Origin of the sequence: Nocardia sp. CA-290969 (assembly GCF_050936135.1) — a bacterium.
Taxonomy (GTDB): domain Bacteria; phylum Actinomycetota; class Actinomycetes; order Mycobacteriales; family Mycobacteriaceae; genus Nocardia.
Genome location: NZ_JBNJNJ010000001.1, coordinates 3,523,648 through 3,546,970, shown reverse-complemented (window position 1 = coordinate 3,546,970; position 23,323 = coordinate 3,523,648). Strand labels below are relative to the sequence as shown.

23 protein-coding genes and 4 pseudogenes are annotated in these 23,323 nt (G+C 65.0%); 10 read left to right on the top strand and 17 right to left on the bottom strand.

Translation table 11 applies throughout. The annotated features are described in order from the left end of the window. Positions 1–152: 152 nt before the first annotated feature. Positions 153–575 (bottom strand): nuclear transport factor 2 family protein, encoded by a 423-nt coding sequence (locus ACQEVO_RS16015; protein ID WP_432913719.1) that lies wholly within the window; start codon positions 573–575, stop codon positions 153–155. Between the two features lie 78 nt (positions 576–653). Here ACQEVO_RS16015 and ACQEVO_RS16010 point away from each other — a divergent pair. Together ACQEVO_RS16010 and ACQEVO_RS16005 are read left to right on the top strand one after the other, a co-directional pair. Next, positions 654–1,142: pseudogene (locus ACQEVO_RS16010) on the top strand (winged helix-turn-helix transcriptional regulator). A gap of 320 nt (positions 1,143–1,462) precedes the next feature. Continuing rightward, on the top strand, positions 1,463–2,818 hold the full coding sequence (locus tag ACQEVO_RS16005; RefSeq protein WP_432913717.1) for a PucR family transcriptional regulator: 1,356 nt from the start codon (positions 1,463–1,465) through the stop codon (positions 2,816–2,818). Here the strand turns inward: ACQEVO_RS16005 and ACQEVO_RS16000 are convergent. Continuing rightward, the gene (locus ACQEVO_RS16000; protein WP_432913715.1) at positions 2,703–3,125 is read right to left on the bottom strand and encodes a styrene monooxygenase/indole monooxygenase family protein; all 423 of its coding nucleotides are present in this window, start codon (positions 3,123–3,125) and stop codon (positions 2,703–2,705) included. The two genes, ACQEVO_RS16005 and ACQEVO_RS16000, sit on opposite strands and share 116 nt — an antisense overlap. A gap of 694 nt (positions 3,126–3,819) precedes the next feature. On the opposite strand from ACQEVO_RS16000, the gene ACQEVO_RS15995 reads away from it, so the two are divergent. The 4 genes from ACQEVO_RS15995 to ACQEVO_RS15980 all read left to right on the top strand — a co-directional run bounded on the left by ACQEVO_RS15995 (position 3,820) and on the right by ACQEVO_RS15980 (position 9,586). Next, positions 3,820–5,709: a hypothetical protein gene (locus tag ACQEVO_RS15995; RefSeq protein WP_432913713.1), complete on the top strand. Its 1,890-nt coding sequence runs from the start codon at positions 3,820–3,822 to the stop codon at positions 5,707–5,709. 2 nt (positions 5,710–5,711) lie between these two features. Continuing rightward, positions 5,712–6,512, top strand: a complete 801-nt coding sequence (locus ACQEVO_RS15990) for an ESX secretion-associated protein EspG (RefSeq protein WP_432913712.1) — start codon at positions 5,712–5,714, stop codon at positions 6,510–6,512. Between the two features lie 211 nt (positions 6,513–6,723). After that, positions 6,724–7,146, top strand: coding sequence for a DUF1877 family protein (locus ACQEVO_RS15985; protein WP_432913710.1), 423 nt, complete (start codon positions 6,724–6,726; stop codon positions 7,144–7,146). A gap of 445 nt (positions 7,147–7,591) precedes the next feature. Then, the gene (locus tag ACQEVO_RS15980; protein WP_432913708.1) at positions 7,592–9,586 is read left to right on the top strand and encodes a hypothetical protein; all 1,995 of its coding nucleotides are present in this window, start codon (positions 7,592–7,594) and stop codon (positions 9,584–9,586) included. A 79-nt stretch (positions 9,587–9,665) separates the two neighbouring features. Here ACQEVO_RS15980 and ACQEVO_RS15975 read toward each other — a convergent pair whose 3' ends face one another. The 7 genes from ACQEVO_RS15975 to ACQEVO_RS15945 form a co-directional block, all read right to left on the bottom strand. Next, positions 9,666–9,977, bottom strand: a complete 312-nt coding sequence (locus ACQEVO_RS15975; RefSeq protein ID WP_432913706.1) for a hypothetical protein — start codon at positions 9,975–9,977, stop codon at positions 9,666–9,668. A 55-nt stretch (positions 9,978–10,032) separates the two neighbouring features. Next, positions 10,033–10,359 carry a WXG100 family type VII secretion target gene (locus ACQEVO_RS15970; protein WP_432913705.1) on the bottom strand — a complete coding sequence of 109 codons (327 nt, stop codon included), beginning with the start codon at positions 10,357–10,359 and terminating at the stop codon, positions 10,033–10,035. Positions 10,360–10,445: 86 nt separating this feature from the next. Next, positions 10,446–11,237, bottom strand: a complete 792-nt coding sequence (locus tag ACQEVO_RS15965) for an ESX secretion-associated protein EspG (protein ID WP_432913703.1) — start codon at positions 11,235–11,237, stop codon at positions 10,446–10,448. Next, positions 11,234–12,208 (bottom strand): PPE domain-containing protein, encoded by a 975-nt coding sequence (locus tag ACQEVO_RS15960; protein WP_432913701.1) that lies wholly within the window; start codon positions 12,206–12,208, stop codon positions 11,234–11,236. The genes ACQEVO_RS15965 and ACQEVO_RS15960 overlap by 4 nt, the downstream gene beginning before the upstream one ends. A gap of 46 nt (positions 12,209–12,254) precedes the next feature. After that, positions 12,255–12,584 carry a PE family protein gene (locus ACQEVO_RS15955; RefSeq protein WP_432913699.1) on the bottom strand — a complete coding sequence of 110 codons (330 nt, stop codon included), beginning with the start codon at positions 12,582–12,584 and terminating at the stop codon, positions 12,255–12,257. Positions 12,585–12,617: 33 nt separating this feature from the next. Continuing rightward, the gene (locus tag ACQEVO_RS15950; RefSeq protein WP_432913697.1) at positions 12,618–13,967 is read right to left on the bottom strand and encodes a hypothetical protein; all 1,350 of its coding nucleotides are present in this window, start codon (positions 13,965–13,967) and stop codon (positions 12,618–12,620) included. A gap of 2 nt (positions 13,968–13,969) precedes the next feature. Beyond that, complete coding sequence (locus tag ACQEVO_RS15945; protein WP_432913696.1) at positions 13,970–14,281, bottom strand: type VII secretion target; 312 nt, start codon at positions 14,279–14,281, stop codon at positions 13,970–13,972. Positions 14,282–14,702: 421 nt separating this feature from the next. Between ACQEVO_RS15945 and ACQEVO_RS15940 the strand changes: the two are divergent. The 3 genes and pseudogenes from ACQEVO_RS15940 to ACQEVO_RS15930 all read left to right on the top strand — a co-directional run bounded on the left by ACQEVO_RS15940 (position 14,703) and on the right by ACQEVO_RS15930 (position 16,653). Beyond that, positions 14,703–15,562 (top strand): annotated as a pseudogene (locus ACQEVO_RS15940) (aldo/keto reductase). Between the two features lie 318 nt (positions 15,563–15,880). Next, positions 15,881–16,171, top strand: coding sequence for a hypothetical protein (locus ACQEVO_RS15935; protein ID WP_432913694.1), 291 nt, complete (start codon positions 15,881–15,883; stop codon positions 16,169–16,171). Between the two features lie 20 nt (positions 16,172–16,191). Then, complete coding sequence (locus ACQEVO_RS15930) at positions 16,192–16,653, top strand: CPBP family intramembrane glutamic endopeptidase (RefSeq protein ID WP_432913692.1); 462 nt, start codon at positions 16,192–16,194, stop codon at positions 16,651–16,653. On the opposite strand, the gene ACQEVO_RS15925 is transcribed toward ACQEVO_RS15930, so the two are convergent. Next, a complete protein-coding gene (locus ACQEVO_RS15925; protein ID WP_432913690.1) occupies positions 16,639–16,980 on the bottom strand; it encodes a nuclear transport factor 2 family protein in 342 nt (113 codons plus the stop codon). The genes ACQEVO_RS15930 and ACQEVO_RS15925 overlap by 15 nt on opposite strands. A gap of 163 nt (positions 16,981–17,143) precedes the next feature. Here ACQEVO_RS15925 and ACQEVO_RS15920 point away from each other — a divergent pair, with 163 nt between their 5' ends. Continuing rightward, the gene (locus ACQEVO_RS15920) at positions 17,144–17,713 is read left to right on the top strand and encodes a winged helix-turn-helix transcriptional regulator (protein ID WP_432913688.1); all 570 of its coding nucleotides are present in this window, start codon (positions 17,144–17,146) and stop codon (positions 17,711–17,713) included. A 67-nt stretch (positions 17,714–17,780) separates the two neighbouring features. Here ACQEVO_RS15920 and ACQEVO_RS15915 read toward each other — a convergent pair whose 3' ends face one another. The 7 genes and pseudogenes from ACQEVO_RS15915 to ACQEVO_RS15885 all read right to left on the bottom strand — a co-directional run bounded on the left by ACQEVO_RS15915 (position 17,781) and on the right by ACQEVO_RS15885 (position 22,909). After that, a complete protein-coding gene (locus tag ACQEVO_RS15915; RefSeq protein WP_432913686.1) occupies positions 17,781–19,091 on the bottom strand; it encodes a PucR family transcriptional regulator in 1,311 nt (436 codons plus the stop codon). 408 nt (positions 19,092–19,499) lie between these two features. Next, positions 19,500–19,652, bottom strand: a pseudogene (locus ACQEVO_RS15910) (4-oxalocrotonate decarboxylase); the annotation flags it as partial. Between the two features lie 304 nt (positions 19,653–19,956). Continuing rightward, positions 19,957–20,864 (bottom strand): annotated as a pseudogene (locus ACQEVO_RS15905) (IS1380 family transposase); the annotation flags it as partial. A 173-nt stretch (positions 20,865–21,037) separates the two neighbouring features. Then, positions 21,038–21,517, bottom strand: coding sequence for a thiamine pyrophosphate-dependent enzyme (locus tag ACQEVO_RS15900; protein ID WP_432922714.1), 480 nt, complete (start codon positions 21,515–21,517; stop codon positions 21,038–21,040). Positions 21,518–21,642: 125 nt separating this feature from the next. Then, positions 21,643–21,768: a hypothetical protein gene (locus tag ACQEVO_RS15895; protein WP_432913684.1), complete on the bottom strand. Its 126-nt coding sequence runs from the start codon at positions 21,766–21,768 to the stop codon at positions 21,643–21,645. 19 nt (positions 21,769–21,787) lie between these two features. Further along, the gene (locus tag ACQEVO_RS15890; protein WP_432913682.1) at positions 21,788–22,045 is read right to left on the bottom strand and encodes a hypothetical protein; all 258 of its coding nucleotides are present in this window, start codon (positions 22,043–22,045) and stop codon (positions 21,788–21,790) included. Between the two features lie 63 nt (positions 22,046–22,108). After that, positions 22,109–22,909, bottom strand: a complete 801-nt coding sequence (locus tag ACQEVO_RS15885; protein ID WP_432913681.1) for an SDR family NAD(P)-dependent oxidoreductase — start codon at positions 22,907–22,909, stop codon at positions 22,109–22,111. Positions 22,910–23,323: the final 414 nt, after the last annotated feature.

Genomic DNA, 23,323 nt, shown 5'->3' with positions numbered 1-23,323 from the left:
CCTGGCCGTGTTGTTCCTCGGGCCCTCGTCGGCAGGCTGCTGGAGTGCCGTTGCCACGGGTTCGGTCACGTGCTGGGTTTGCTCCGGCGATTCGGACTCCGGGGAGGCCGGACCCGGCACTCGCCGAGGTGCTGATGCCGGCGAACAGGTCGTCACGGCGTGTGCGCGCCGCCGCGCGCGCGGCGTAACAATCCGGGGTGCCGGGCCAGTGCGGGCCCGAGACGCAGCATGAACCGGACGGTCACGGGGAGCGGGCGAAGATGTGGTCGCAGCCTGGTGATCCGATCCTGCTCGTCGAGATCCACGATCAGCGCATCGGTCAGTTCGGCACGACCCAGCCGTGCCGTGCCCAGCACGGCCCGCTGCGAACCGGCGCCTATCGGTTGCGCCCAGCGCGGATCGCGCAGCATCCGGTAGATGATGCCCAGGAGTATGCCCAGATCGTCACGTCCGCGGAAGACCATGCCCGCGAACAACGGAGACCGCAGCTCGGCATCCGGGGCGAGCTCGCGGACCATGCCGTCTACATCGCAGTCATGGGTGGCAATCAGGAACCTGCTCAATGCATCGCTCATGGAACAAGACACTAGGAGAGTCGCTTGCTAAAAACAATGGACTAGCCTGGGTTGGTGCCAAAACAATCGCTCGGCAATATGGCCTGCTCGATCGCCCGGACGGTGGATGTGATCGGCGAGCGCTGGACGCCGCTGATCCTGCGTGATCTTTTCGCCGGAATCACCCGGTTCGAAGATCTGCGCCGGGACATCGGTGTGGCCCCCAATGTGCTCGCCGACCGGCTCCAGCGGCTGGAAGAAAGCGGCGTTATCGGCCGGCGCCGGTAGCCGGAACGTCCGGTGCGGCTGGAGTATCACCTGACCGACAAAGGCCGCGATCTGTTTCCCATCCTGGCTGCCATTGTGGCATGGGGTGATCGCTGGGCCGGCCACGAAGAAGGGCCTCCAGCGTTGTTGATCCACGAGCCCTGTGGGCGACCCGCCAGTGCCCGTACAGTGTGCAGCGAGTGCAGCGCGGACCTGACCGCCGCCACAGTCAGCGTGGCGCGCGGGCCGGGTGGGCGAGCCGGTCCGGGCACCGCACTACTGGGCGACTTTCTCGGCGCTTCCGAGAGGCGGCGGGACTGACAGGCGCGAGGATCGGGCTGGTCTCCGATCGGCGGCGTTCGCTGTGGACCGGAAAGCGCCGGTCCACCGGCAGAGTGAGCGGCGGTCTCATTTACCGCACGGTCACCGCATCGGGCGGAAGACCTCGTGTCCTGACCGTGCCGAAGGGAAACGAAGCCGGCCTGCTGCCCATCGGTCACGGCACACAGCGCACGAGTGCCGGTGTGGACACCACCGATGCGGTCTGTTATCGCGAGTGCGGACAGAGTTGCGTCACGGGCGCGTGCGCTGTCTCGTCTATTGGACGAGAGGGAAAAAGAAGCCCGAGTCCAGGAGACGATATGTCCACCACTGAACAGATCACGGACAGGAACGCCGTGCGGGCGACCACCCTGAGACCTGTACCCCAATTACCGCCGAAGGAGGCAGCGGTCGGGCTTTCGGCGGATCGGATATCCGCAGAGATCGTGCGATTCGGTACGGATCTGCGGGCACGGGAACACGAGATCGCCGCGAAGCTGACCGGCCGGATCACCCAGGAAGTCGATTACGGTTGCAACGATCCTCAGCTGGCGGAACTACGTGTCGCCAGTGGTCACGCGAATGTGGCGACGATGATCGAGATCTTGGCCAATGATATTCCGGCCCACCGCCTGCAGCCGCCGATAGCGGCGTTGGAATACGCGCGCCGCGCGGCGCAGCGTGAGATACCCTCACATTTTCTGGTGCGATCGTACCACATGGGGCAGAACTTGATGATGCGGATCTGCCACGACGAGATCGGGCGGCGAAACCTGTCTGTCGATCTGGGACTCGCCGTTATCAAACGCCTCACCGATATCGTCCACTCGTATGCCGACTGGATCACCCAGTATGTATTCGAAACCTACGAGGCCGAACGCAAACGGTGGCTGAATGTTCAGGGCAATGTTCATGCCTCGACGGTCCACACGCTGCTGACGGCGGTGGCGCCGGACCAGGTGGGATTCGAATCGGAGACCGGTTACCGGCTGGACCGCACCCATCTCGCGCTGATCGGATGGTACACCGGCAAAGACGAGACCGAAGCGCTGGCCGTTCTGGATACCGGTATCACGGCAGCTGCTCGCGCGCTGACCAGCGATGGTCCTCCGTTGAGCACTGCGATCGATCGGCACACCATGTGGGCGTGGTGTGCGATCGACGGCGGGCCCGCCGACGGCTTCCAGGACTCGAGTGTGGCCACGGGCCTGCCGCCTGGTATGCAGTTGGCGATCGGACTACCAGGCTATGGTGTCGACGGATTCCGCCGTTCGCATCAGCAGGCCTCGGCCGCTTATCTGGTCGCCACGGTCCCGGATCGCCCGTCCGATCATCGGGTTACCCGGTTCGGCGATCCCGGTGTCGCGGTGGTGTCGCTGCTGGCCAAGGATCTGGCCGCCACCTGTGAATGGGTGCAGGAGACGCTGGGTGAACTCGCCGAGAACACCGAGCAGGCGGCGATGTTGCGCGACACCCTACGCACGTTCTATGAAACGGGGGAAAGTCATGTGCACACCGCACAGAAGATGACCTTGCATCGCAATACCGTCAAATACCGTGTCACAAAGGCTCTTGCAGCCACCGGTACCGGCGCTGTGTCGCGCGAAAGTCTGGATATCGCACTCGCTCTGCGGATCTGTCGCTTCTTGGGTGCGAAGGTACTCCGTTCACCGTGAACGAGCGGATCCCCCGGCTTCGGTGACACCGATATCCGACCGCGGTCAGGTGTCGGTGTCGAGTACTCCGGCCGTGCACTGAGGAGCTCGCAGGCACCCTCTCGCAGATCATGATCGAGCACGGGCCCGTTGTGCTGAGCGGGGGCACGGTGATCGACTCACCCACCCCGGGTGTGACAGCAACGGTCCCCTGGCCCGTTTCGTCATTCCGGCCACGGTTGTGCCCACCGGTCGGTCGGTGACCCCGGCGCCGATGGAAGATCTGGAAGGCCTGCAGGGTCTCGCGACTTCGCTGGCGGTGTTCCACCTGTTGACAAGGCGACCGATCACATCGGTCCGGAGAAGACGCGATTGGTTCCGAAAGTGTGCTCGTCCGTGCAGGCGTCGAGCCACCGGAGGACCCGGATTACTCGGCAATGAGTTCTGCCCCGCATCAGTTGTCGACTTCGCCGACACTGCTGATTCGGGCCGATGCATCTCGATTCCGGCGAGCCGCGGTGGGACCGGTGGCAGCCGGTTCAGCGCGAGACGGAGGCCTCCGAACTGCCGGAAACTTCCCGGTGAGACATCGATCGTCGGCGTGGTGTTCGTCTGAGCAGGTGAGTCGACGCCGTCGGACCCATCGTCGTCGGGCCTGAGCTCGGCGGTGTGATGCCCGACGGGCGCTGCTCGATGGTGATCGAAATGAATCCTTATGTGCGATGCGCTGCAGTACAACTCGTCTGAATATGCACCGTGCACTGACCAGAAATGGGGAGTTGGGTGGATTGGTGGTTGGGAGAATGGAAGGGATACCGGGCACCGTTTCTCATTCGGAACGCGTTGGAATACCGGCATTTGGGTCGGCAAGGCGGACCAGCGGCTGGTTCCGGGGTTGATCGGCGTTCGGATGCAGATCGAGACGGAGGCAGGACATGGCGCAGGCCGTTCCCATCCCTACCGGCATGGCCGAGGCGGGCACTACGGATCCGGGACCGGTTCCGGGTGGACCTGGTTGGGGCGTGCTGAAGGAGATGGCCGGCAGTGGTGGCCTGACCCTGGAAGTTGACCCGGATAGCTTCAAACTTCTGGCTCGTGCAGTGGACGACACTCGTGCGCGGGTGGAAGCCATTGCGGACAGAGTGCATCTGGTCGACGACCTGCCGCCGCTCTCCTCGCTGGAGTCGGGTGGGAAACTGTCCCGGATGTACAACAAGCAGGCAGTTGACCTGCGGGATGTTCTGAAAGGGTTCCGGAAATTCCTGAACGGAATGCTCGACACCATTCAGGCCGCGGGGAAGGCGTACCGTGCCGACGACGAGAATTCTACTTACACGTTCAAAAGGTTGCAGAATTCGGGCGCGCTCACCGAGTCGCGGCCGGACAGTGGCGACGGAATGCCGGAACCGTATATCAATCAGTTCGGAAGCGCTTGGAACACATTCCAGTTATCCGATGAGCAATTGAAGTTGCCGAACGGGACCACGGCGGCAGTCGACTCGACGGCTATCGCAGAAAATTTCGACCCTGAAAATCCGAGCCATCTGGCGTATGCCCAGTACGTAACACTCGAGAATTATCTGGGGGGTGGGACCGTTCCGCCGCCGGTGGCGGCTTTCCGGGCAGGCAACGACTGGAGATGGTTTGCCCGCGAACTCGTGGAGAAATTCAGCGACTTGAAGTGGGAGTTCGACTCGATAGGTGGCCGTTGGCGAGGAGCCGGAGCCGAGAGTGCGAAACGGTTGCCTGAGAACTTTGCCAACCTAGGCGAGGATCTCGCCGCCCGGATGAACGATGTCGGCAACAATCTTCTTTTTACCTCTCACTGGCTTGCTGGTACTCACAACGTGCTGCAGGAAGGCCGGACGGCCGCGGTGATGGCCACCAACTCGTATACCTACACCGCGGAACAGGTTACGCAGATCGAGCAAGAAACGATGCGCAGATACGGGGCTCGCGCCATGGAAGTGGCGTATATATCGGGACTGGAGGCGAGCTCCGAGAAGATTGCAGATCTCACTGCTTTCTTGCCTGCGACCTCGACGACCGTGCCCGCCGGCGGAGCCGGTCCGGACCGCGACACCGCTGGATCCGGACCGAAATACGTCGATGAAAGCGGGAACCCGGTGACGGTGGACAACGACGGGAACGTGGTGGCCCCCGCGGGAACCGACAATCCCGGGTCGGAAGCGACGCAGCAGCCGCAACCCGCGCCGCCCGGGGCGCCGGCGGATGACGGGAAGTTCGGTGATCCGGACAGGATTCGTGGGATTCCGCGACCTGATCACCAGGGCGGCGACGGAAAAGCCGGGGATGGTGGCAACGCGGGCGATTCCGGGAACGGTTCCCCAGGTAGCAGTCAACTGGCGCCGCCCCCACCCCTGGGGCAGCAGGCCGGGCTCGCGCAGGCGCTGGGCCCGGCCCTCCGTTCGGAAACGGGCCTGGATATGGAAACCGATGAGGCGCTGTGGGCGATAGCACGGGCGTATCCGAATGTTCCCAGTGAACTCGTGGAGGTGGCGCGGCAGGCATTCGACGGCCAGCTCGACGGGAGCAATGCCGCCCGGTACCAAGGAGGAGCTGGCCCGGCAGCTCGAGGAGATGCGACGTATCCGGGACGGCGAATGAGCGAGTTACCGGCATGGACCGATGCGGAGGTCGCGGAGTTGGCGGCCGGGCTGCGTTCGCTGGACTGGTCGTGGCAGATGGCCGAGGCGGAGGTGCTGACCGCGGTTCTCGGTACGTCGTCGGGATCGGCCGGCTGTGAGTTGCCCGAGCTGCGCTGGCCGGGGGCAGAAGCCACGCTGATCCTGCGTGACCTGACGGGTGCGGTGATGTTTTCGCTGGTGGCCAACTCCCGGCTGTCCGAGGAGGACGAGCTCGCCGAGCTGTACGAGGGAGGCGAAGCGTGACCATGGTGACAACTGAAACCGCTCCGGTGCAGAATGTTTGGAAGTTCACCGGCCTCGAATTCTTCGCGCTGTGGTCCCGGCTCGATCGCGGTGGCTTGCCCTTCCCCTTCTTCTACACTGCCGCGACCCACGACCCCGCGAAATTTCACGCCGATCGAGCGCGCACGCATGCGGAGTTGACCCGCCGGCTGGGTCACACATTCGATACCGCGCTTGAAGCGATGGCGCAGCCCGATATCCGGATTACCGTGGACGGTATGGGCAGCCGGGCCCCAGCGGATCCCGAACTGCTGGTGCGGCTGTCCGGCGTCCGCCGCGGTGTACGCGGATATGTGATCCATCAGTTGCCGGGGGAAACTTGCTGGCATAGTGGAGGATTCACCATCACCGAATGTGACGCGCTGCACCTCGCCGACACTCTGGTAGCGAAGATGCCCGAATATGCGGCCGGAACGCGCGCCGATACCGTTCTGCCGGGCGACCAGACCGATACCGAGCTCGACTACGACCCTCGCCGTTCCCGGATCCGGGATTACTTCACCGAATCGCCCGGTGCGCGCGCAACCGCGTTCCTGGCGGCGCCGCTGGTCCGCGCGGGGAGTATCGAAGTCGAGCAGGGATACTCGGTTTTCGGTCCGCGCGGAATCGCCCGCTACCGCATAGACTGGCGTGATCTGGAAGACGACGGCCGCTACATCGTCGACGATCAGGTCGCCCGGTCTGCCGACAGCCGGTTTGCTGTGGCCGCGGTGAATTCGAAGATCGCGGCGGTAATCCAGTCGATCAAGAACGAACCGCAGTGAGCAGCCTCGAAGTGCCACTTCAAATGAGGAGTCGCCACTTCGACCGACAATCGACCGCGGTCGCGGTGGGCCTGCCGCATTGTTGGGAACTGAGCCGAATTGTACTGGATGGGGCGGGTTGTCACGCGGCATCGTTTCTTGTCGGTGGAAACGGCTGGCACCAAGGGCTAGTATCCATCCCGCTGACCGAATGCGACCGCCGGGGTGAATCATGGGAACCATAGTATCGTTCAAACGTGTATCCGACGCACAACTGGCAAAGATAATCGCCGATCCGGACAATTACTGGGAAGTCGTCGACGACCCAGACAGCGCCGAAACGGATGGCTATCTCGACAAAGCCTGGTCCGACCTGTCCGAACTCCTCATGAGCTCCGGTACTCAGATAGACCTCGGCGCCGACGGCGAGCTGATCGACGGCTCGGAGGATCTGTTCTCTTGGTCGCCTGCGCTGGTCCAGCGGACTGCGGAAAAGCTGCGTGACACACCTTTCGCGACACTTGCCGCGCACTACGAGAACGAACCCGTCGACGAGGATGACCTGGACTACTTGCACGAATACTACGAAGTGCTGGTGAAATTCTTCGGTTCAGCCGCTGCCGCGGGTACCGCGGCGGTGATGTCCATGGGTTGACCGACTGCTGACTTCGATCGCCGGGCCGTTCAGCCGTTCCCCAGGATCCGCAGTTGTGTTTCAGGGTATCCGGCACGAGGTTGTCGATGCCGAAGAAACGCATGCGGGTCCAGCGGTGTCAGCACTCGGGCATCCACGGTTACGAACGCGGACGGTCATCCGTTTCAGCACACAGGATTCTTCCTGGTTTCGCCGGTCATCCGCGATCGGGAAATGTGCCAGAAGCCCAATATGGGCCAAACGATTTGTGCACGATGAATACTTGTGGCGGGCATAGTCGCTGTGTATCCGGCGGAGTAGTGGGAGGTTCTCAAATATGGGAGGCGCCGAATTTCGGGGTGGGTATTCTGGTGAGGTTGTTCTCCCGTTCCGGGACGCTCGGCGGAGCCGAGATAACTCGGTGACTACCCCGAACGGGAATGTGTCGATCGGAAGGGAGCCTCCGATGTCCGGGGAGAATCAGTGGGAAAAGCTCCGTGACCGGGCGGCCGGTGGCGGATTCGCCTTCGATACGAACGCCGGTGTGGACGCGGCCGGATATTGTGCGGATCTGGCGAATGTCTACGTGCTCGTGGAAAACGGTATCGCCGAGGTCGAGAATGTCCGGGGGCTGGGGCATCTCCCCGGTGCCGAGCGGCTGGCGGACAAGCTCAGTGAGTGCGCGGGCGATTTCCGGCAGGTGCTGAAGGAGCACAAGCGAATCGTCACCGATCTCGGCATCGCGTTCATCCTGGCCGATAAGAAATACCAGGGCACGGATTCGGATGCGGCGCGCCGTTTCCGCGACCTCACGGGTGACAGTACCTCGCATGCTCCGCTCGAACATATCGAGATGGTCGAGGACGGTACCGGGCGCTGGCGTCCCGATTACAGCGTCCCGACCGAGTGTGTCGATCCCGACAGCAAGTACGGCCCTCCGGAGGGCCTGGGCAAATCGCGAGGGGTCGAACGGCAGTCGCTCGGCATCAGTGTTCCCCCGGCGGTAGGAATGGGTTACAACGATCTGTGGCGCCTCGGCCAGGCATTGTCCGGGCACACCGATTCCCTGGCGATGAAGGGCACCGGCTGGAACCGGATGAGTTTGCAACTCGAGACCGGCTTCTCCGGCTTCGACCAGAAAATGTTGCGCCTGGTGGAGAACTCCGACCGTTGGAAGGGGCAGGGAGCCGAGGGCGCTGCCCTGGCCGTCCGGTCGTATGTGAACCGGGGACAGAGCCTGCTGTCCGCGATGTCGTTGCTCGGTGAGAACTTGCAGGCGGCGGCCGTCTGGACTTATCAGACCGCGGCGTTCATGCCTGCGTTCCAATGGAACGAGCAGTCGGTGTACACGGTGGACTATCAGCGGTACCAGTGGGAAACACTGTCGCTGGCCAGGACTGCCTATGAAAACTGGTACGAACCAGGAATCCACGCCGCGGCCGCGGCTGTTCCGGTAATGCCGAGTCCCATCACCGGTACGAGACAGGCGAACGGTGCCGGCTCGGGGAGCGGCGATACCGGAGGGAACGCGGCCGGGGGCTCCGCGAACGGATCCGGCGCCGCCCCTGCCGGTGCCTCCGGTGCGGTGCCGGGCGGTGCCCCGGCCCTGCCGGCCGGTACAGGCGGTGCCCCGGCGCTGCCCACCGGTTCAGCCGGTGTCCCGACACCCGGGCTGCCCACGGGCGGGCAGCCCGGTGCGGTACCGGGAGCCCCGAATCCGAAACCTGGGCGGCCTGCGCCGGACCAGCCGCCGGGTTCGGAGTCCCCCGCCCAGCGGGAACTGCAGGCCATCCGGCGAGAACTGGCGACCACACGCCGTGATCTGGAACTGGCGCAGCGGCAACTGGAAGCGCAAGTGGTGGGGATCTCGAAGGACCAGTGGAACGCCTCGAAACTATTGCGGGCCCAGGCGCAGCAGCAGCAACAGCAGGCCGCAATGCAGGCCATGCAGCAGGGACTGTCGGCGGTCGGCCAGGCTCTGCCGCAGCTGTCGTCCGCGGCGCAGCAGGTGATGCAACAGTTCGCCGCCAACGGCCCGGGTGGGCTGGCGCCGGCCTTGCAAGAGGCGGCGAAACGGTATCATTCGGCGTTGGACGAGATGGGCAAAGCGCTGGGCGGATCCGGCGCGGGTGGGAGTTCCGGGGCAGGTCTCGGCGCCGGGTCGAAACCGCCACAGCTACCGGCTGTGGAGCAGGCCTCGCGACTCTTCCCACGCGCGGCCTCGGCGGGCATGGCCCATGGAATGAGTACCTCGGCGGTAACCGCGGGACCGAGCAGGATGCCGATGGGCGGCGCCCCGATGGGCGGCGCCCCGATGGGCGGCGGTGGTGGCGGCGCGGGGGCTGGGACCGGCCAGTCGCAAGGGGAACACAAGCCCGCCGATTTCCTGGATACGGACGAGTGGCTCGAGGACGCGATCGGGGAGCATCCGTTCGCGGTACGGCCGGTTCTGGAAACCTGACCGGAGTAGGCACGAAATGGAACGGCCGGCCGGGTCCCTGATCGGATCCGGCCGGCCGTTGTGTGTGGCGGTGCCGTTGTCAGGCGAAATCGGACAGGTCCTGGTAGATCTTGCTGTCGGTCTGTTTTGCCTTGACCAGTGCGTCTTCGACGCCGCTGCGCAGGTTACCAAGCTTCTGCATTGTGTCGTTGAGCTTCGTCTCGACCGCATTCTTGTAGGCGGCCTCGAACCCGGACTGAGCCCCTTCGCCACCCATGGCGTTCAAGAAGTTGGTCTTGGCCACGCCGAGCGCTTCGATCTGTCCCTGTATCTTGCTGCCTTCGCTGTTCAAGGTATCGACCAAGGCCTGCATGGCAGCCTCGTCATACAAGATCTTGTCGTGGTCAGCCATAATCGTGCTTCCTTCCGGGGGGAGTGTATTCATGGGGTGTGGTGTCGGGAGCAGGTCACAGGCTGGTGTATTTGGCCGGGCTCTCGTAGCCACCGCCGGGGATGAAGCCGTCCTCATCCATACCGACAATCGACTCGGTCGCCTTCTCGACGGTTTGGGTGAGCGCGTCGAGTGTCTTGTTGAGCTCGTCGGACTCGATGCTCCATTCCTCTGAGGCGCGGGTGAACGAATCGTTCCCGGTTCCTTTCCAGCCGGCCCGGACGGTGTCACTGGCATCGTCCACAGCTCGGACACTCAGCCGCAGATCTTCGATGGCCTGATACATATCACCGGTTACGGTGGTGATCAGGCCCAACTCGACCGAGGTTGCTACATTTGCCATTGTTCGAATTCCTATCGTGAGGTTGTCTTTTCCACCGCGAGCACGGGAGGCCGCGGCGGCGGATCGGTGGTTGCTACCTCAGGGGGTTACGGTGCGGTCCACCTCCCCCCGGGCAGGCCTTCGAGCAGCGTGGCGATCGCCTGCGTCACCCGGTGGTCGGTGCCCGTTGTGACCGTCGACCAGATCCGCTGATCCGGTGAAACCATGGGCGCCGCGACGAGCCGGCCGCGTCCGGTGTCGTACACCGCGACCGCGCCCGGAGCACGGGTGGCGACACCGTAGTCGTGGCTGTAGGCCACGATTTCGGTGACGCCCCGGCAGGAGGCGAAGGCCGCCGCGAGCAGGGTGGCATCCCGGTCCGCGACTCCCAGTGCATAGAAGGCGTCGGCGAAATCGCCGGTGCCCTGCGCGGGATCGAGGCGTTCGGCCAATTCACCGGCCGGCGCGTTGAAACCGGTGACCTCGGCCGGTTCGGCCGGGCCGAGCGCCGCCAGCAGTGGCCGCGCGAGCGCGCCCGGGGAGCCGTCGCACCAGATGTACCCGATCTCGAAGATATCTCCGGTGCGAACCGCCAGGGCGTGCTGCCCGGCGCGGCCGGCCAGACAGAAGCGCAGTGTGCGGCCGGCGGCGAAACTGCGGGCCACCAGTTCCCGCTCCGGTTGCGCGAGCACGGACAGCGCTTGCGCCACTGCGGGTTCCACCTCACCTTCGTCGTCGAGGATGCCCGCGGCGGTGAGGTCGGTGACCGCGCGCTCTCGCATGGCCTGCCATTCGCGGTAGGAATCCTGTCGAGGTCCGGCGCCGAGCACCAGCGGCAGGGTCTGGACGCCGGCCCGCTCGGCGACGGCCAGCAGCGCGTCGTTGGTCAGGATGGTCATGACGAACTCCTGGCGCGCCCCTCCGGCGCGGGGGCGGGTTCGACACCGCCGAGCACGGCCGGTGCGGCGCGCAGTTCGTTCTCGGCACCGAGATGATCGCCCCCAGGTCCGGCGAGACCAGCCCGCGGGAACCGTGCTGCCTCCGTGGCACCGGCTACGCCGCCGGCCGCCGCGCCAGGCGCCACCGGCATCGCTCGCGACGAAGTAGTCTCCGGCCCGAGGCCACCGGAGTATGGCACCTTAGCCTGCCCGCTGGCGGATTGGGTGTAGATCGGTGCCTGGTAGGCGCCCGGAACCCGCGGCGCCCTCGCGGGCGGATTCACGCCGAACCGGAGCCCCCGGAATCCCGCCGGAACGCCACCGCCGGCGGTGGGTGTGGTGCCGGAATATTCAGCGACCGAAGCTGGCTCGGCCACGATGACCGGGGGCTCGGCCTGCCGCCAGGCCAGAGCGAGTGGTTCGGTTGCTTTCTCGTAGGTCTCCATGACCCGGGAGGCCACGGCCTGTGCCATATCCGAGTCCCGGTCGGCGTCGTCGGCGACAGCCCGGACAGCCGCACCGGCTATATTGCCGATCGATTCGAGCATCCGCTGGACCTGCTGGATCTGCTCGATCTCGGCGGTATGCGGCATGGCCAGCCGGGCCACCTCATAGGCCCCGACCTGTGCCTGGAACAGTGCCGCGTTCGCCGCGGCGGCCTCGGTGGTCTCGACCAGCCAGTCGCGCAGCGCCGAAACACGTTGCAGGAGATCGCTACTGTGGCGCGAACCCCATGCCTCGCGTACCTGGGTGACGACTTTCTCGTACTCCAGCACGGCCGTGCCGAACGCTGTCGCCAAGCGTGTCCACGCCACTGCGGCCTCGGCCATCGGCAGTGTGCCCGGCCCGGTGGCGAGCTCGCGGGCCAGCCGGGCGGCGGGGCGTGCGGGCCACACGACACCGGTGAAGCCGGGTTGGGGCGGTTCGATCATCGCTGTCGGAATATCCTTCGCTCGTCGCGCCTGGTGCGGGCCACGATCACACCTGTCTGCCGAAACCGGCGGCAGCCTCGGTTTCGGAATCGGCGAACCGGTCGACTGTCAATCGCAGCGCGGACGCGAATTTGCGCATTTCGTGCACACCGGCGCGGGCGCTGGTCAGATAGGACAGTGCGACGTCGTTATGGGTCTGCGCCGCCCGGCCCGATACCTCGTCCGCTCCCGCCGGCATCACGTTCAGTGCCTGCTGGACTGCTGCCAGATCGGCGGTGAGCCGGTCGGCCAGGGCGTCCAGCCCCGATGACGCCCGCCCGGCCGCGCCGGGGTCGAACCGGACCCCGTCGAACACCTCACCCGTATCGTTGTTCATAAGACCTTCTTTCGTGCTGGTCGCGGTGGTGCGTCACAGCGTCAGCGCCTTGTCCGGTGAGGGCTCCGAAATCGGCTGCGTCGCACCGATTACCGGCACCGACGTATCGGCAGTGGTTCCGGTGATCGCATCGCCGTAATCCGCGGACACCCGGCCCCGGGCCGAGCTGTCGCTCGCGGACGCACCGTCCCGTGGCATGCCCGCACCGCCACCCATCGGCATGGGCCCGGTGCCGGCCGGGCTCGACGCTCCCGCAGCCGCGGGTGACGACGATCCTGCGTACGATGCCGACGTGTTCGAACCGGGACTACCTAGCGCCCCCACAGCACCCAGCGGGCCGGGCATTGCCGGCTTGGACCCCGGGAAGGTGCCGAGCGGAGCCGGCCCCACACCCACCGGACCGAAACCACCGCTGGCGCCTGCACCGCTCGGTGCGCCCGTGCGCGCCTTCCCGGTCTCGTCGGTAAGCGGCTTCGGGGCGGACAGCGCGATATTCGCCGGCGCGGGCCCGCCGAGCTCCTGCGCGGTCCGGCTCGCCGAACTCACCAGCGGCGCGACCATCCCGATCAATTGCATCAGCTCGGCGGGATCCGTGCTCGCGGGCGCGTCTGTGATCTTGATCTTCATCCCGGTTTTCGCCAGGGCCGCCCCCTCTGCGCCGAGTTCGCCTTTTGTCTTCACTGTGATCGCCAGCGCTTCGGCTGCCGCCTCGATCGCCGAGGCCACCAGATACGCCGCCCCTGGCCCCGAACTCGCGTAGAGCGGCGCGAGCGCCAGTTTCGCCGAGAATGCACCGATCACCACAGCAAGTTCGGCGCGGCCGATCGCCACACTGGTCGCGCCTTTGAGGAGATGGGCCTTTTCGCCGATACTCTGCGCTTCCAGTGCCGCGGCGTCGGCTCGAGCCTGCCCGGCCTTTTCCGCGGCGCCCGTCGCGGCCATGCCCTGCCACAGGGCCATCACCGCTTGCAAGGCGGATGTCCCGGTCTGCATTGCGCTCTGTAGCACCGTCGACATCTGCGTCAGCAGCTGGGCGGGATCGGCACCTGCTGGCGCCGGTGCGGCCACCTGATCCCCGGCAATTCCCGGGGGCGGCGCCGATACGCCCAGTTCCCCACTGCCGAATGCTGCCGCCAGGTCGGTGAGCGGGCGCATGAGCGCGGTCAGGTCGAGCGCCGGCAGCGGCGGCAACCCTGGTAGCGCGTCGAACGCCGGAAGCTCCGGCAGGTTCGGCAGGCCCATACTGTTCAGAATGTCGTTCACCGGCATATCGAGCAGGGGGGCCAGCGCGCTACCGCGCAGCTCCTCGAGTAGAGCCGGATCGAGGGATGTGGCACTCGGCGGCTCACCCCCCGGCATCGGCGGGATTGCGAACGGGCTCATGTTCAGGGATGTACCGCGTCGAATCCGGCCCCATTACCGCTGTCCATGGCCTCGTAACTTCCGGCGGCCCGATGCACGGCGAGGGCGGTGGCCGCGTGCACGGCAGCGAGTTCGGTCGCCGACGCCAGATGATCGGCCTGCGCGCAGGCGAAGAGGGCGAGGAATTCCTGGCCGATCAGCCCGAATGCTGGCGCTGCAAAAGATATCGTCGCCACCTGATCCACGGCGGCGGTAGTGGCAATTCCGGCGGCCATGGCGGCGGATTCGTTGCCGTATTGGCGAATCGCATCCGGAACGGCAGAAATTCCGTTCATAGCTTTATCCAATCCTGATGAACGAGGCAGTATTCTATCTGAACACGGCCGCAATCGGTGTCTTCATTCGTTGGTAATCAGTTGCGGTGCAATGTGTATCGATGAACACTCGGCGCCAGCTGTGCCGGCACCTGCGCTCGTAAGCATAATGAATCCGCGGCTGTCGGGTATCGAATTATTGGCATCGCGTGAAAAGTTGGTTTACCGGAAACAACGTGATCGGTATTGCCTTGTCGGTTATGCACAGACGCGATCAACTTGCCGATTCGTGACGATCCGTGCGGTAACGTGGCGCGAGCGCGGACCGCCGATCCGGCCGTCCGGACGAGCCCACCGACCGCCTTCGTTCTCCAGTTCGAAATGGACAGTCTCGGGAGGCCGGAGTCAGTACCGTTGTTGATCGAATCGTTGGGAGTGACTCATGAAAACGTCGTTCTTGCTCGGTGGCGACCTGCCGGTGAATCGGATCGGGTTCGGCGCGATGCGATTGACGGCGTCATTCCAGGCGGTGGGCCGCGGACGCTTGGCGGGCGCCGGAAGACCGGGCCGCGGCGATTGCTCGGCTGCGCAAGGCCGTCGAATCCGGGGTGAACCTCATCGATACCGCGGATTCGTACGCTCTCGGAGCCAACGAGGAGTTGATCGCTGAGGCCCTGTATCCGTACCGGGAGGACGTGGTGATCGCCACGAAGGTCGGTCTTGCCCCGTCCTCGCCGACGGAATGGGTACCTGTCGGCAACCCGGCATACCTGCGACAGCAGGCCGAATTATGCTTGCGGCGACTGCGGCTCGACCGGATCGGCCTGTTGCAGTTGCATCGTGTCGACCCCCCGGTTCCCGTGGCTGACCAGATCGGTGCGTTGCACCAACTGTGTGTGGAAGGCAAGGTTCGCCATATCGGTCTGTCGGAGGTGTCGGTCGATCAGTTGCGCGCGGCCGAACAGATCACCCCGATCGCCGTCGTGCAGAACAGGTACAACCTGGCCGACCTCGGTTCCGAGCCGGTTGTCGATTACACCGCCGGGCGCCGGATCGCGTTCATCCCGTTCTTTCCGGTGGCCGGTGGTGCGCATGTGGGCCCGGACAGTCCGCTCGCCGCCCTCGCCGAGGAGATCGGCGCCACCCCCTGCACAGACCGCGCTGGCCTGGCCGCTCCGCAGATCGCCCACGATCCTGCCGATCCCGGGAACGACCTCGGCCGACCATCTGGCCGAGAACATCGCCGCGGTCGAAACAACACTCACCGACGAACGATTCGAGAGGTTGTCGGCCATGGCTTGATCGGCGGGTGGCCGAATCCGGCAGCGGACAGCGGCTCCGCCGACCGGTGCGCATCCGCCCAGCGACTGCCGATCCGTGCATCTCGATATGTGCATGGAGCACGAAGTCCGCGCACGATTCTGGCCCGCAGATCCGTTTCGTGCCGAGCGGCTGCTGGCTAGCCTGATATCGCCAACTACCCGCAGGTCATCGGTCCTCATCCCTGATGACCTTCTTTCGCGGTGGCCGGCGGAACAGCGAACCGCCGGCCACCGCCTTCCCCGGAGATCGGGCCCGATGTCTTTTGCTCTGTATCGTGTTCCACGACCCGCACGTGAGTTGACGACCCGGTCCGTACCGACGTTCTTCGCCCTCACGTTCGGGATCGGGTGGAGTTTGCTGGCTGTGCTGCTGGTGTTCACAGAGCAGGTCGAGGCGGTCTTCGGCGCGGTGTCCTACTACAACCCAGTGTTCGTCCTGGCCGTGTACTCGCCGACCATCGCCGGCCTGGTCCTGGTATGGCGTTGTCACGGTTTGGGTGTTGTGCTCGGTTTCCTCCGGCGATTCGGGCTCTGGCGGATGCCGGCCATCTGGTGGGTGCTGTTGGTACTCGGTCCGGCAAGTACCTGAGTGCTGCGCTCAACGGTACAGTGGCCGAGTTCCCGATCTCGCCGTGGCACGGTGTTTTCGCGGCCATGGTCCCGGCTTTGCTGATCGGGCCGGTGGAGGAGATCGGCTGGCACGGGGTGGCCCGGCCGTTACTGCAACTGCGGTACACGCCTTTGACGTCGGCCTCGATCGTGGGCGTCTTCTGGGGATTATGGCACCTGCCCGCATTCGCGCTCGCCGGGACCGAGCAGAACGCGTGGTCGTTCGGTCCCTTCTTCCTCGGCGCGCTGGCGTTGTCGGTCCTCATAACGCCGCTGGGTAATGCCTCCGGCGGTAGCATCCTCCTCCCGGCGCTGTTCCATTTCCAGGCCAACGGCCCGGCCTGGCCGGAGGGTCAGCCGTGGGAGAACTATGTTTTCGGAATAGCGGCCGTGCTCGTCGTGCTGCTGAACCGGAAGCGATGCTGCGCCGCACCCGGGACCCAGCGCTCACCGAGGTGCTGATGCGGGCGCAACGATCGTCAGGCGTGCGCGCCCCACCGCTTGCGCGCCGTACCCCCCAGGTTCCTGGGCCAATGCCGGCCCGAGACGCAGCATGAACAAGGTGGTCGCCGGTAGAGGGCGAAGATGTCGTTGCAGCCTGGTGATGCGGTCCTGTTCGTCGAGATCCACGATCAGCGCATCTGTCAGTTCGGTGCGTGCCAGCCGCGCCGTACCCACCACTGCCCGGTGGGAACCGGTGCCGATCGGTCGCTCCCATCGTGGATCGCGCAGGATGCGGTAGACCGTCCCCAGCACCACTTTCGCGTCATCGCGTCCACGGAAAGTCATGCCGCCGAACAGGGGGACCGCAGCTCGGCGTCGGGGCCAGCTCGCGGACCATGCCGGCGATATCGCATTCATGGGTAGCGATCAGGAATCGGCTCAGCGCATCACTCATAGAACGTGACGTTAGACGAGTCGATTGCTAAAAACAATGAACTAGTCTGGGGTGATGCCAAAGCAATCATTCGGCGATATGGCGTGTTCGATCGCCCGGACCGTGGATGTGATCGGTGAACGCTGGACCCTGCTGATTCTTCGTGACTTGTTCGCCGGAATCAGCCGGTTCGAGGACCTGCGCCGCGACCTCGGCGTAGCGCCCAACGTCCTCACCGACCGGCTCCAGCGGCTGGAGGAACACGGCATCATCAGCCGGCATAAGTACCAGGACCGCCCGGTACGCTTCGAGTACCACCTGACCGGCAAAGGCCGGGATCTGTTTCCCGTTTTGGCCGCGATCGTTGCGTGGGGTGATCGCTGGGCCGATCACGAAACGGGTCCTCCGGCGCTGTTGATCCACCAGCCCTGCGGCCGACCTGCAGGCGCCCGGCCTGTGTGCAGTGAGTGCGGCGAGGAGCTGAGCGCCGATACTGTCCGTATCGCGCCGGGTCCGGGTGGGCGGCCAGGTCCAGGCACGGCCTTATTGGGCCGCCTCCTGTCCAGATTCGAGAGCTCGCCACTCGAGAAGACTTCGGTATCATCGCCGCCGCATTCCGTGCCGACTCGGCCCTCTGCTCGATAGCGAGCGTGGTGGCCTGGCCCCTTGCTCTGGCGCGACCCCGGTTCCGAACGGTGGAGTGCTGCCCGACTCAGACGGGCGGTCGTAGCACTGTGCTGCCGAGGAACCGGCAGACCCGCAGGGCCAGGGCGATATCTATGCCTTCCGGTGCGCTGCCGCCGGACGGAGTGGCGGCCAGGGCCTTGGTAATGCGATATTTTACGGTGTTGCGGTGCAGGGTCATCTTCTGCGCGGTATGGACATGGCTTTCGCCGGTTTCGTAGAAAGTGGCCAGGGTTTCACGCAGTATCGCGGCGTGGTCCGTATCGTAGGCCAGCTCTCCGAGCGTCGCGCGGATCCATTCTCGGGTGGAATCCAGATCGTCGGAAACCAGCGAGACCATGGCCACACCGGGGTCGCCGAACCCGATGACGTGGCGGTCTGTGGGTACACCTGGCATCGCGGACACCCGGTGCGCGGCCGCGGCCTGCCGGTGGGAACGGCGGAAGCCTTCGGTCTGCGGGCCCGGTAGCCCGATGGCCAGGCGCACATTCTTACCTGGCAGGTCGGCCGACCGCAGCCGACCGGTGTCGGGGGTTGTATGCTGGTTGAACGGGAACCATGCCCACAGAGTGTGCCTGTCGATCGGGGCGATCAAGGGTGCATCGCCACACCCCAAGGCGCGGGCCTGAGCCCGGACACAGGTATCGAGGACAGCTGGTGCCTCGGACCTGTCCTTGCCGGTGTACCACATGATCACGGCCAAATGGGTGCGGTCCAGCGCGTAGCCCGTTTCTGCCTCGAACGCCATGGGATCGGGGGTCGAGGCCGACAGCAGTCTGCGCACGGCGGTGGAGTGCGTTGTGCTGGAGACGCTCGTCAATTGCTTACGCTCGACCTCATAGGTTTCGAAGAGGTACCGCGTAATCCAGTCGGCATAGGAATGGATGAGCTCGGTGAGACGTTCGATGACGGCCAATCCGAGAGCGCCGGGCAGGTTCCGTCGTCCGACTTCGCTATGGCAGATACGCATCATGGCGCCCTGCCCGAGATGGTAGGAGCGCACCAAGAGGCTGGACGGAATGCCCCACTGCGCCTCGCGGCGGACACATTCGACCGCGGCTGTTGGTGGCTGCAAGTGATGGATGGGGATTCTGTCGGCGAGCATATCGATGGCGGTCGCCATATTGGCGCGGATACTTGCGGCCCGGAGGTCGCCCAGCCCCGGGAGGCCACTGGGGTCGGGAACCTCGTGGACTATGCGGTGCGTCATCGCTTCAGCGAGCTCCGATTCCCGGGCGCGGAGCGAGGCGCCGATCTGTGCGATCAGTTCGGACACCTGGTGGCCGGGTGCCATTTCCGGCGGTTTCGGCCGAGGGCGTTCGATTGGAATGCTGGTCATCGATGCAACCTTTCATCGCACCCGGTTATGCTCGGCTCGGGTTCGCGGTCATCGGACGCGGACGCGGCAGCGGTGCGATCGCGCAGATAATACCGTGAGGTTTCGATGCATGCGAGCTCGTGCGACATTGCGCCGAGATTCGCTGCGATTTCCGCGGACACGGACACGGTGGCGCGTGACCATTGCGCGCAACCGGGCTTCGAGCAGGGGCCGTGCGCGGTACGGCGGACGCGAGCAGCGGGTACGGCGCGGTGCCGAGCGCCGTCACGGTCCACCGGGCAGGACCGGCGGACCGATATAGTTGAATGCGGGCCCGATACGCGGAAGACGCCGTTGTTCTCCACTTGCACACGCCATTTGTGGCTGCGGGCCCGCTGTCGAGCGATACGTCCCTGCCGGACCGAATCCTCAACACTTGATGGCGACCGAGCCGAGATGGGTGAAATGAGCCGCGACCTTGGTCCCGGGCGCCGCCGGGACCGCGTCCGTCATACCGCCGGTCATGACTATCCAGCCCTCCTCGATCGCGTAGCCGCGTTCGGCAAGTGAGTTGGCGGCCACCTCAATTTTTCGTGAGGGTTTCGGCTGACCTGGTGGGGTTTGAGTTTCTGTTTCCGCTGGTCGGGGCGGCGTGAGCCGCCCCGGCCAGCGGGTGGGCTGCCGGGTTCCACGGGCCCGGAATGGTGCGCCTTTCTGATTCGCAGGGACGGTAGGTGCTGGTCAGGGGGAAGCGATGCGTATGAATGCAGTGGCAGCGAGGCCGGTCCACGGGTTGTGAGTTGACAGCCGCAGGTGGACTCGCCTCGCGTGACGGGCGAGGCGGGCGGGGATCGAGAACAGCCGTAGCCGTGGTGTTTTCGCTTCCCACCAGGTCGGTGACCTCGGCGACCCAGGCCCCGTCCCGGACGTGGCCGTCGCCGTCGAGGGCCGGTATCCAGTCGTCGGGATCGAGACCGTCGACAGCGGCGACGATATCGTCGCTGAGGCCGAACCCGATCGAGTACTGGACTCCGCGGCGGTGGCAGTAGTCGAGGAATTCATGAGTGCCGCCTCCGGAATCGGCGCGGACCAGCAGTTTGCGTCCGACCCGCCACCGGTTGACCTGTGGTATCTGCGTCAAAGCATCAGCCAGTAGCTGCTTGTGGTCATGGGCGGTGTTGGATCCGGCGTTGCCGGGCCGCAGCGTCACCGCGGCCGGTTCCCCGGTTCCGGTCCCGCCGTGGTCGATGAACGCCCACAACGGGTGGAAACCGAATCCTCGTTTGAACGTCGGTGCTGCGTGTTGTTTCTCTGAGTGCGCCTCGATCAACGTGGCGTCGACATCGATCACCAACGGCGCCGCGGCATCGGCCCGATGGCCGGGCGCTTGCGCGCCGGGCCGGCCGATTCCCATGCTCGTGCCCTTGCTTGCGCACGAGCCGAAGCGATAGCCGACAACGCTTTCGGCGCATCCGCTGCCAGTGTCGTGATCAGTCGTGACACCGTCGGATCCAAGGCCACCACACCGAAGAGACCGGGCTCGCCACGCAGCAACGCAAGATCGGACACGCAATCCCCGCCGAGCGCGAGCATGACCGCCACATCGGTGGCGATCTTCCCGGGATCGTGAAGGGCACCAGGCTTACGCCACAGCGACAGATTCTCGGACAAACCGCTGGCCAAACCGGTCTTTTCTGCGGTCCGCAACAGCAACCCCGCCCCGGCCTGCGACACCACCGCCGACCCGCCGTCCTCGATTTTCAGCGACGGATACCACGACATAGACTTACTCACCGAAAAGGTGCTCCTGCAACTACATGATTCGACCCTAGACAAGCCGAATTATTGCAGTTCAGGGCACCTTTTCTCTAATTCCGGCACAACGTGCCGGAATTAGCATGAACGCGCGAGGCTAACATGGAGTCCTCCTGGCTGTGTGGGATTCGGGTGAGCCGGACATCGATCCACTACCTCCCTCGGATGCGCCGCTGGAACTCGGTGCGGTCTTCCGCACCGGAAATATCACCGAGGTCGGCGTATTCGGCCGGCTCGGCCTCGAGGTCCACCACCAGCATGGCTGGTGCGGGGGCAGTGAGAAAAGCGTCGATGGCGTCCCCGGGTGACAGTGGGGCGTTCCCGGCGCCGGTGCGGGCAACCCAATTGATCCCCATCGCTGCGCCGACCTCATCGAGCCGGAGCCGGTCGCCGGCCGGAAGGTGTTGCCCGCCCCCGGTTTCGTAGCGGTGATTGTGGAAGACGACCATCCGGAGGTTCTGCGGTCCCGTTTCGGACCAGGCCAGCAGAACGCTGAGGTTCATGACCAGATCCCCGTCTCCGACGACCAGGACGATATCGTTCTGGGGCCGCGACACGGCGAAGCCCAGAGCGAGGCCGGGGGAGAGCCCCATCGGATCTGCGGAGCAGTAGGTTGGTGCAGAGGAGTTCAGCGCTCGCCACGTGAAGGTTGTCGCACCCCATCCCGCAGATCACGATATGTTCGGCTCCGAGCCGGCGAGAGATCTCGTAGGCCAATTCACTTCGCTTCATATGCACTGCCTTCGCCCAGGAGGGATCACCGGCTGCACAGCACCGCAACCGGTCGCCGGTACAGCCAGGCTTGGTTCATCGCCTCGCTGATGATGTGGTCGTCGCCGCTGCCGGTGAGGTGGTGATACGGCATTCCGATGGCGTTGAGCACCGGTTCGCTGACCTGACCTTTATAGGCTTGACAGAAGTACCCATCGTCTTGTTCGCCGCGAGCCACTGCGTTTGGCGGCCAGTGCGGCACCGGCGCACACGGCCGCGCCGTCGTCCTCGCGCGCTACACGAATATGCCGGATACTCGGTTCGCGATCGACTTGGTCGAGGACGGCGCCGAGCCAGCTTTCCGGTAGCGTTGCCGCCACCGAGATACCTGCGGAGATCAGTTCCGCGACGATCGCGTCGGCCCGCGCTGTGATTGCGGAATTCGGCATGTTTTCCTTCGCTTTCGGAGCCCAGGTTACGGAAATCCGAGGGCTCGCCCGTGGGATGGACTTTTATGCGGACGTCATGCCTCCGTCGATCGCGATGGTCTGGCCGTTGATCTGCGCAGCATCCACCGACGCGAGGAAGAGCACGAGTTCGGCCACTTCGTCGGGCGTGGTCAAGCGGCCACTGGGAGTCATCTGCAGCATCGTATTGAGGCTAACATCAGAAGCGGCGAGGAGCTCGGCCGCGCGGGGGGTGAGAACGGCACCCGGCGCCACGCAGTTGGTGGTAATACCCATCGGCCCGAATTCGACCGCCAGCTGCCGAGCCAGGCCGCTGTGCCCGGCTTTTGCCGCGGAGTACGCCGAATGCCCTTCCAGGGCGATTATCCCGGCGATCGATGAGACGTTGATGATACGTCCGTATCGATTCTCGACCATTGCCGGTAGGAAGGCCCTGCTCATGAATACCGCCGTGAGCAGGTTGTCGTCGATCTCCGCGCGCAGGTCGACGCCGTCTTTCGACAGGAAGGATCCGAAATGTGACCCGCTCCAACCTCCCGCAGTGTTGACTAGTACTTCGGGAATTCCGAGTTCGGCTACGGTCGGGACCACTATCCGCTGAATGGCATCGTAATCGGTGAGGTCGGCGGTCAACACTGTCGGGGTATGGGTCGCGAAGCTGTCGATTTGTTCGCGGAGAGCGATCAGCTTCTCCTCGCGGCGCCCCAGCAGGACCAGGTGATAACCCAGATCGGCGAGCTGTGGTGCGACCGCGCTGCCGATCCATCCGGACGCCCCGGTGACGATCGCGACGCGCTTGCGTCGCACCGGCGGCGAATCTGCTGTTTGTGACATATCAACTCTCATCCGTGTGGTTGTGGTGTGCGAAGGCTCGTGATCCGAGGTCCTGCGACCAGATGAACTCATCGACGACCCGTGCCCATTCCTGGGGCCGGAAGCGAGCCAGGGAGAAGCGAGCAGAAAGGGCTATCCACAGGAGAGTGGCGGCTGCTCGGGTATGTATTTCGAGGGCGTGGCCGATCGGGTATTCCGGCTGGGGCGGAACCACCGGGGGGCACCTTCCTCAGTGGTTCCGTTGGCACCCGTGACGCGGTGGATCGAGTGTATCAGCTGATATCGGCCGTCGGTCGGCGGGCGCATCTGGCCCCACACGATGCTCCTTGGGGACGCAGGCTGGCGGTTGCCGATGATCCGGACGACAACCCGGTCGCCATCATGGGTCCCTCGAGGCACGGCTGAGGCGACTGCCGCGCGACCGCT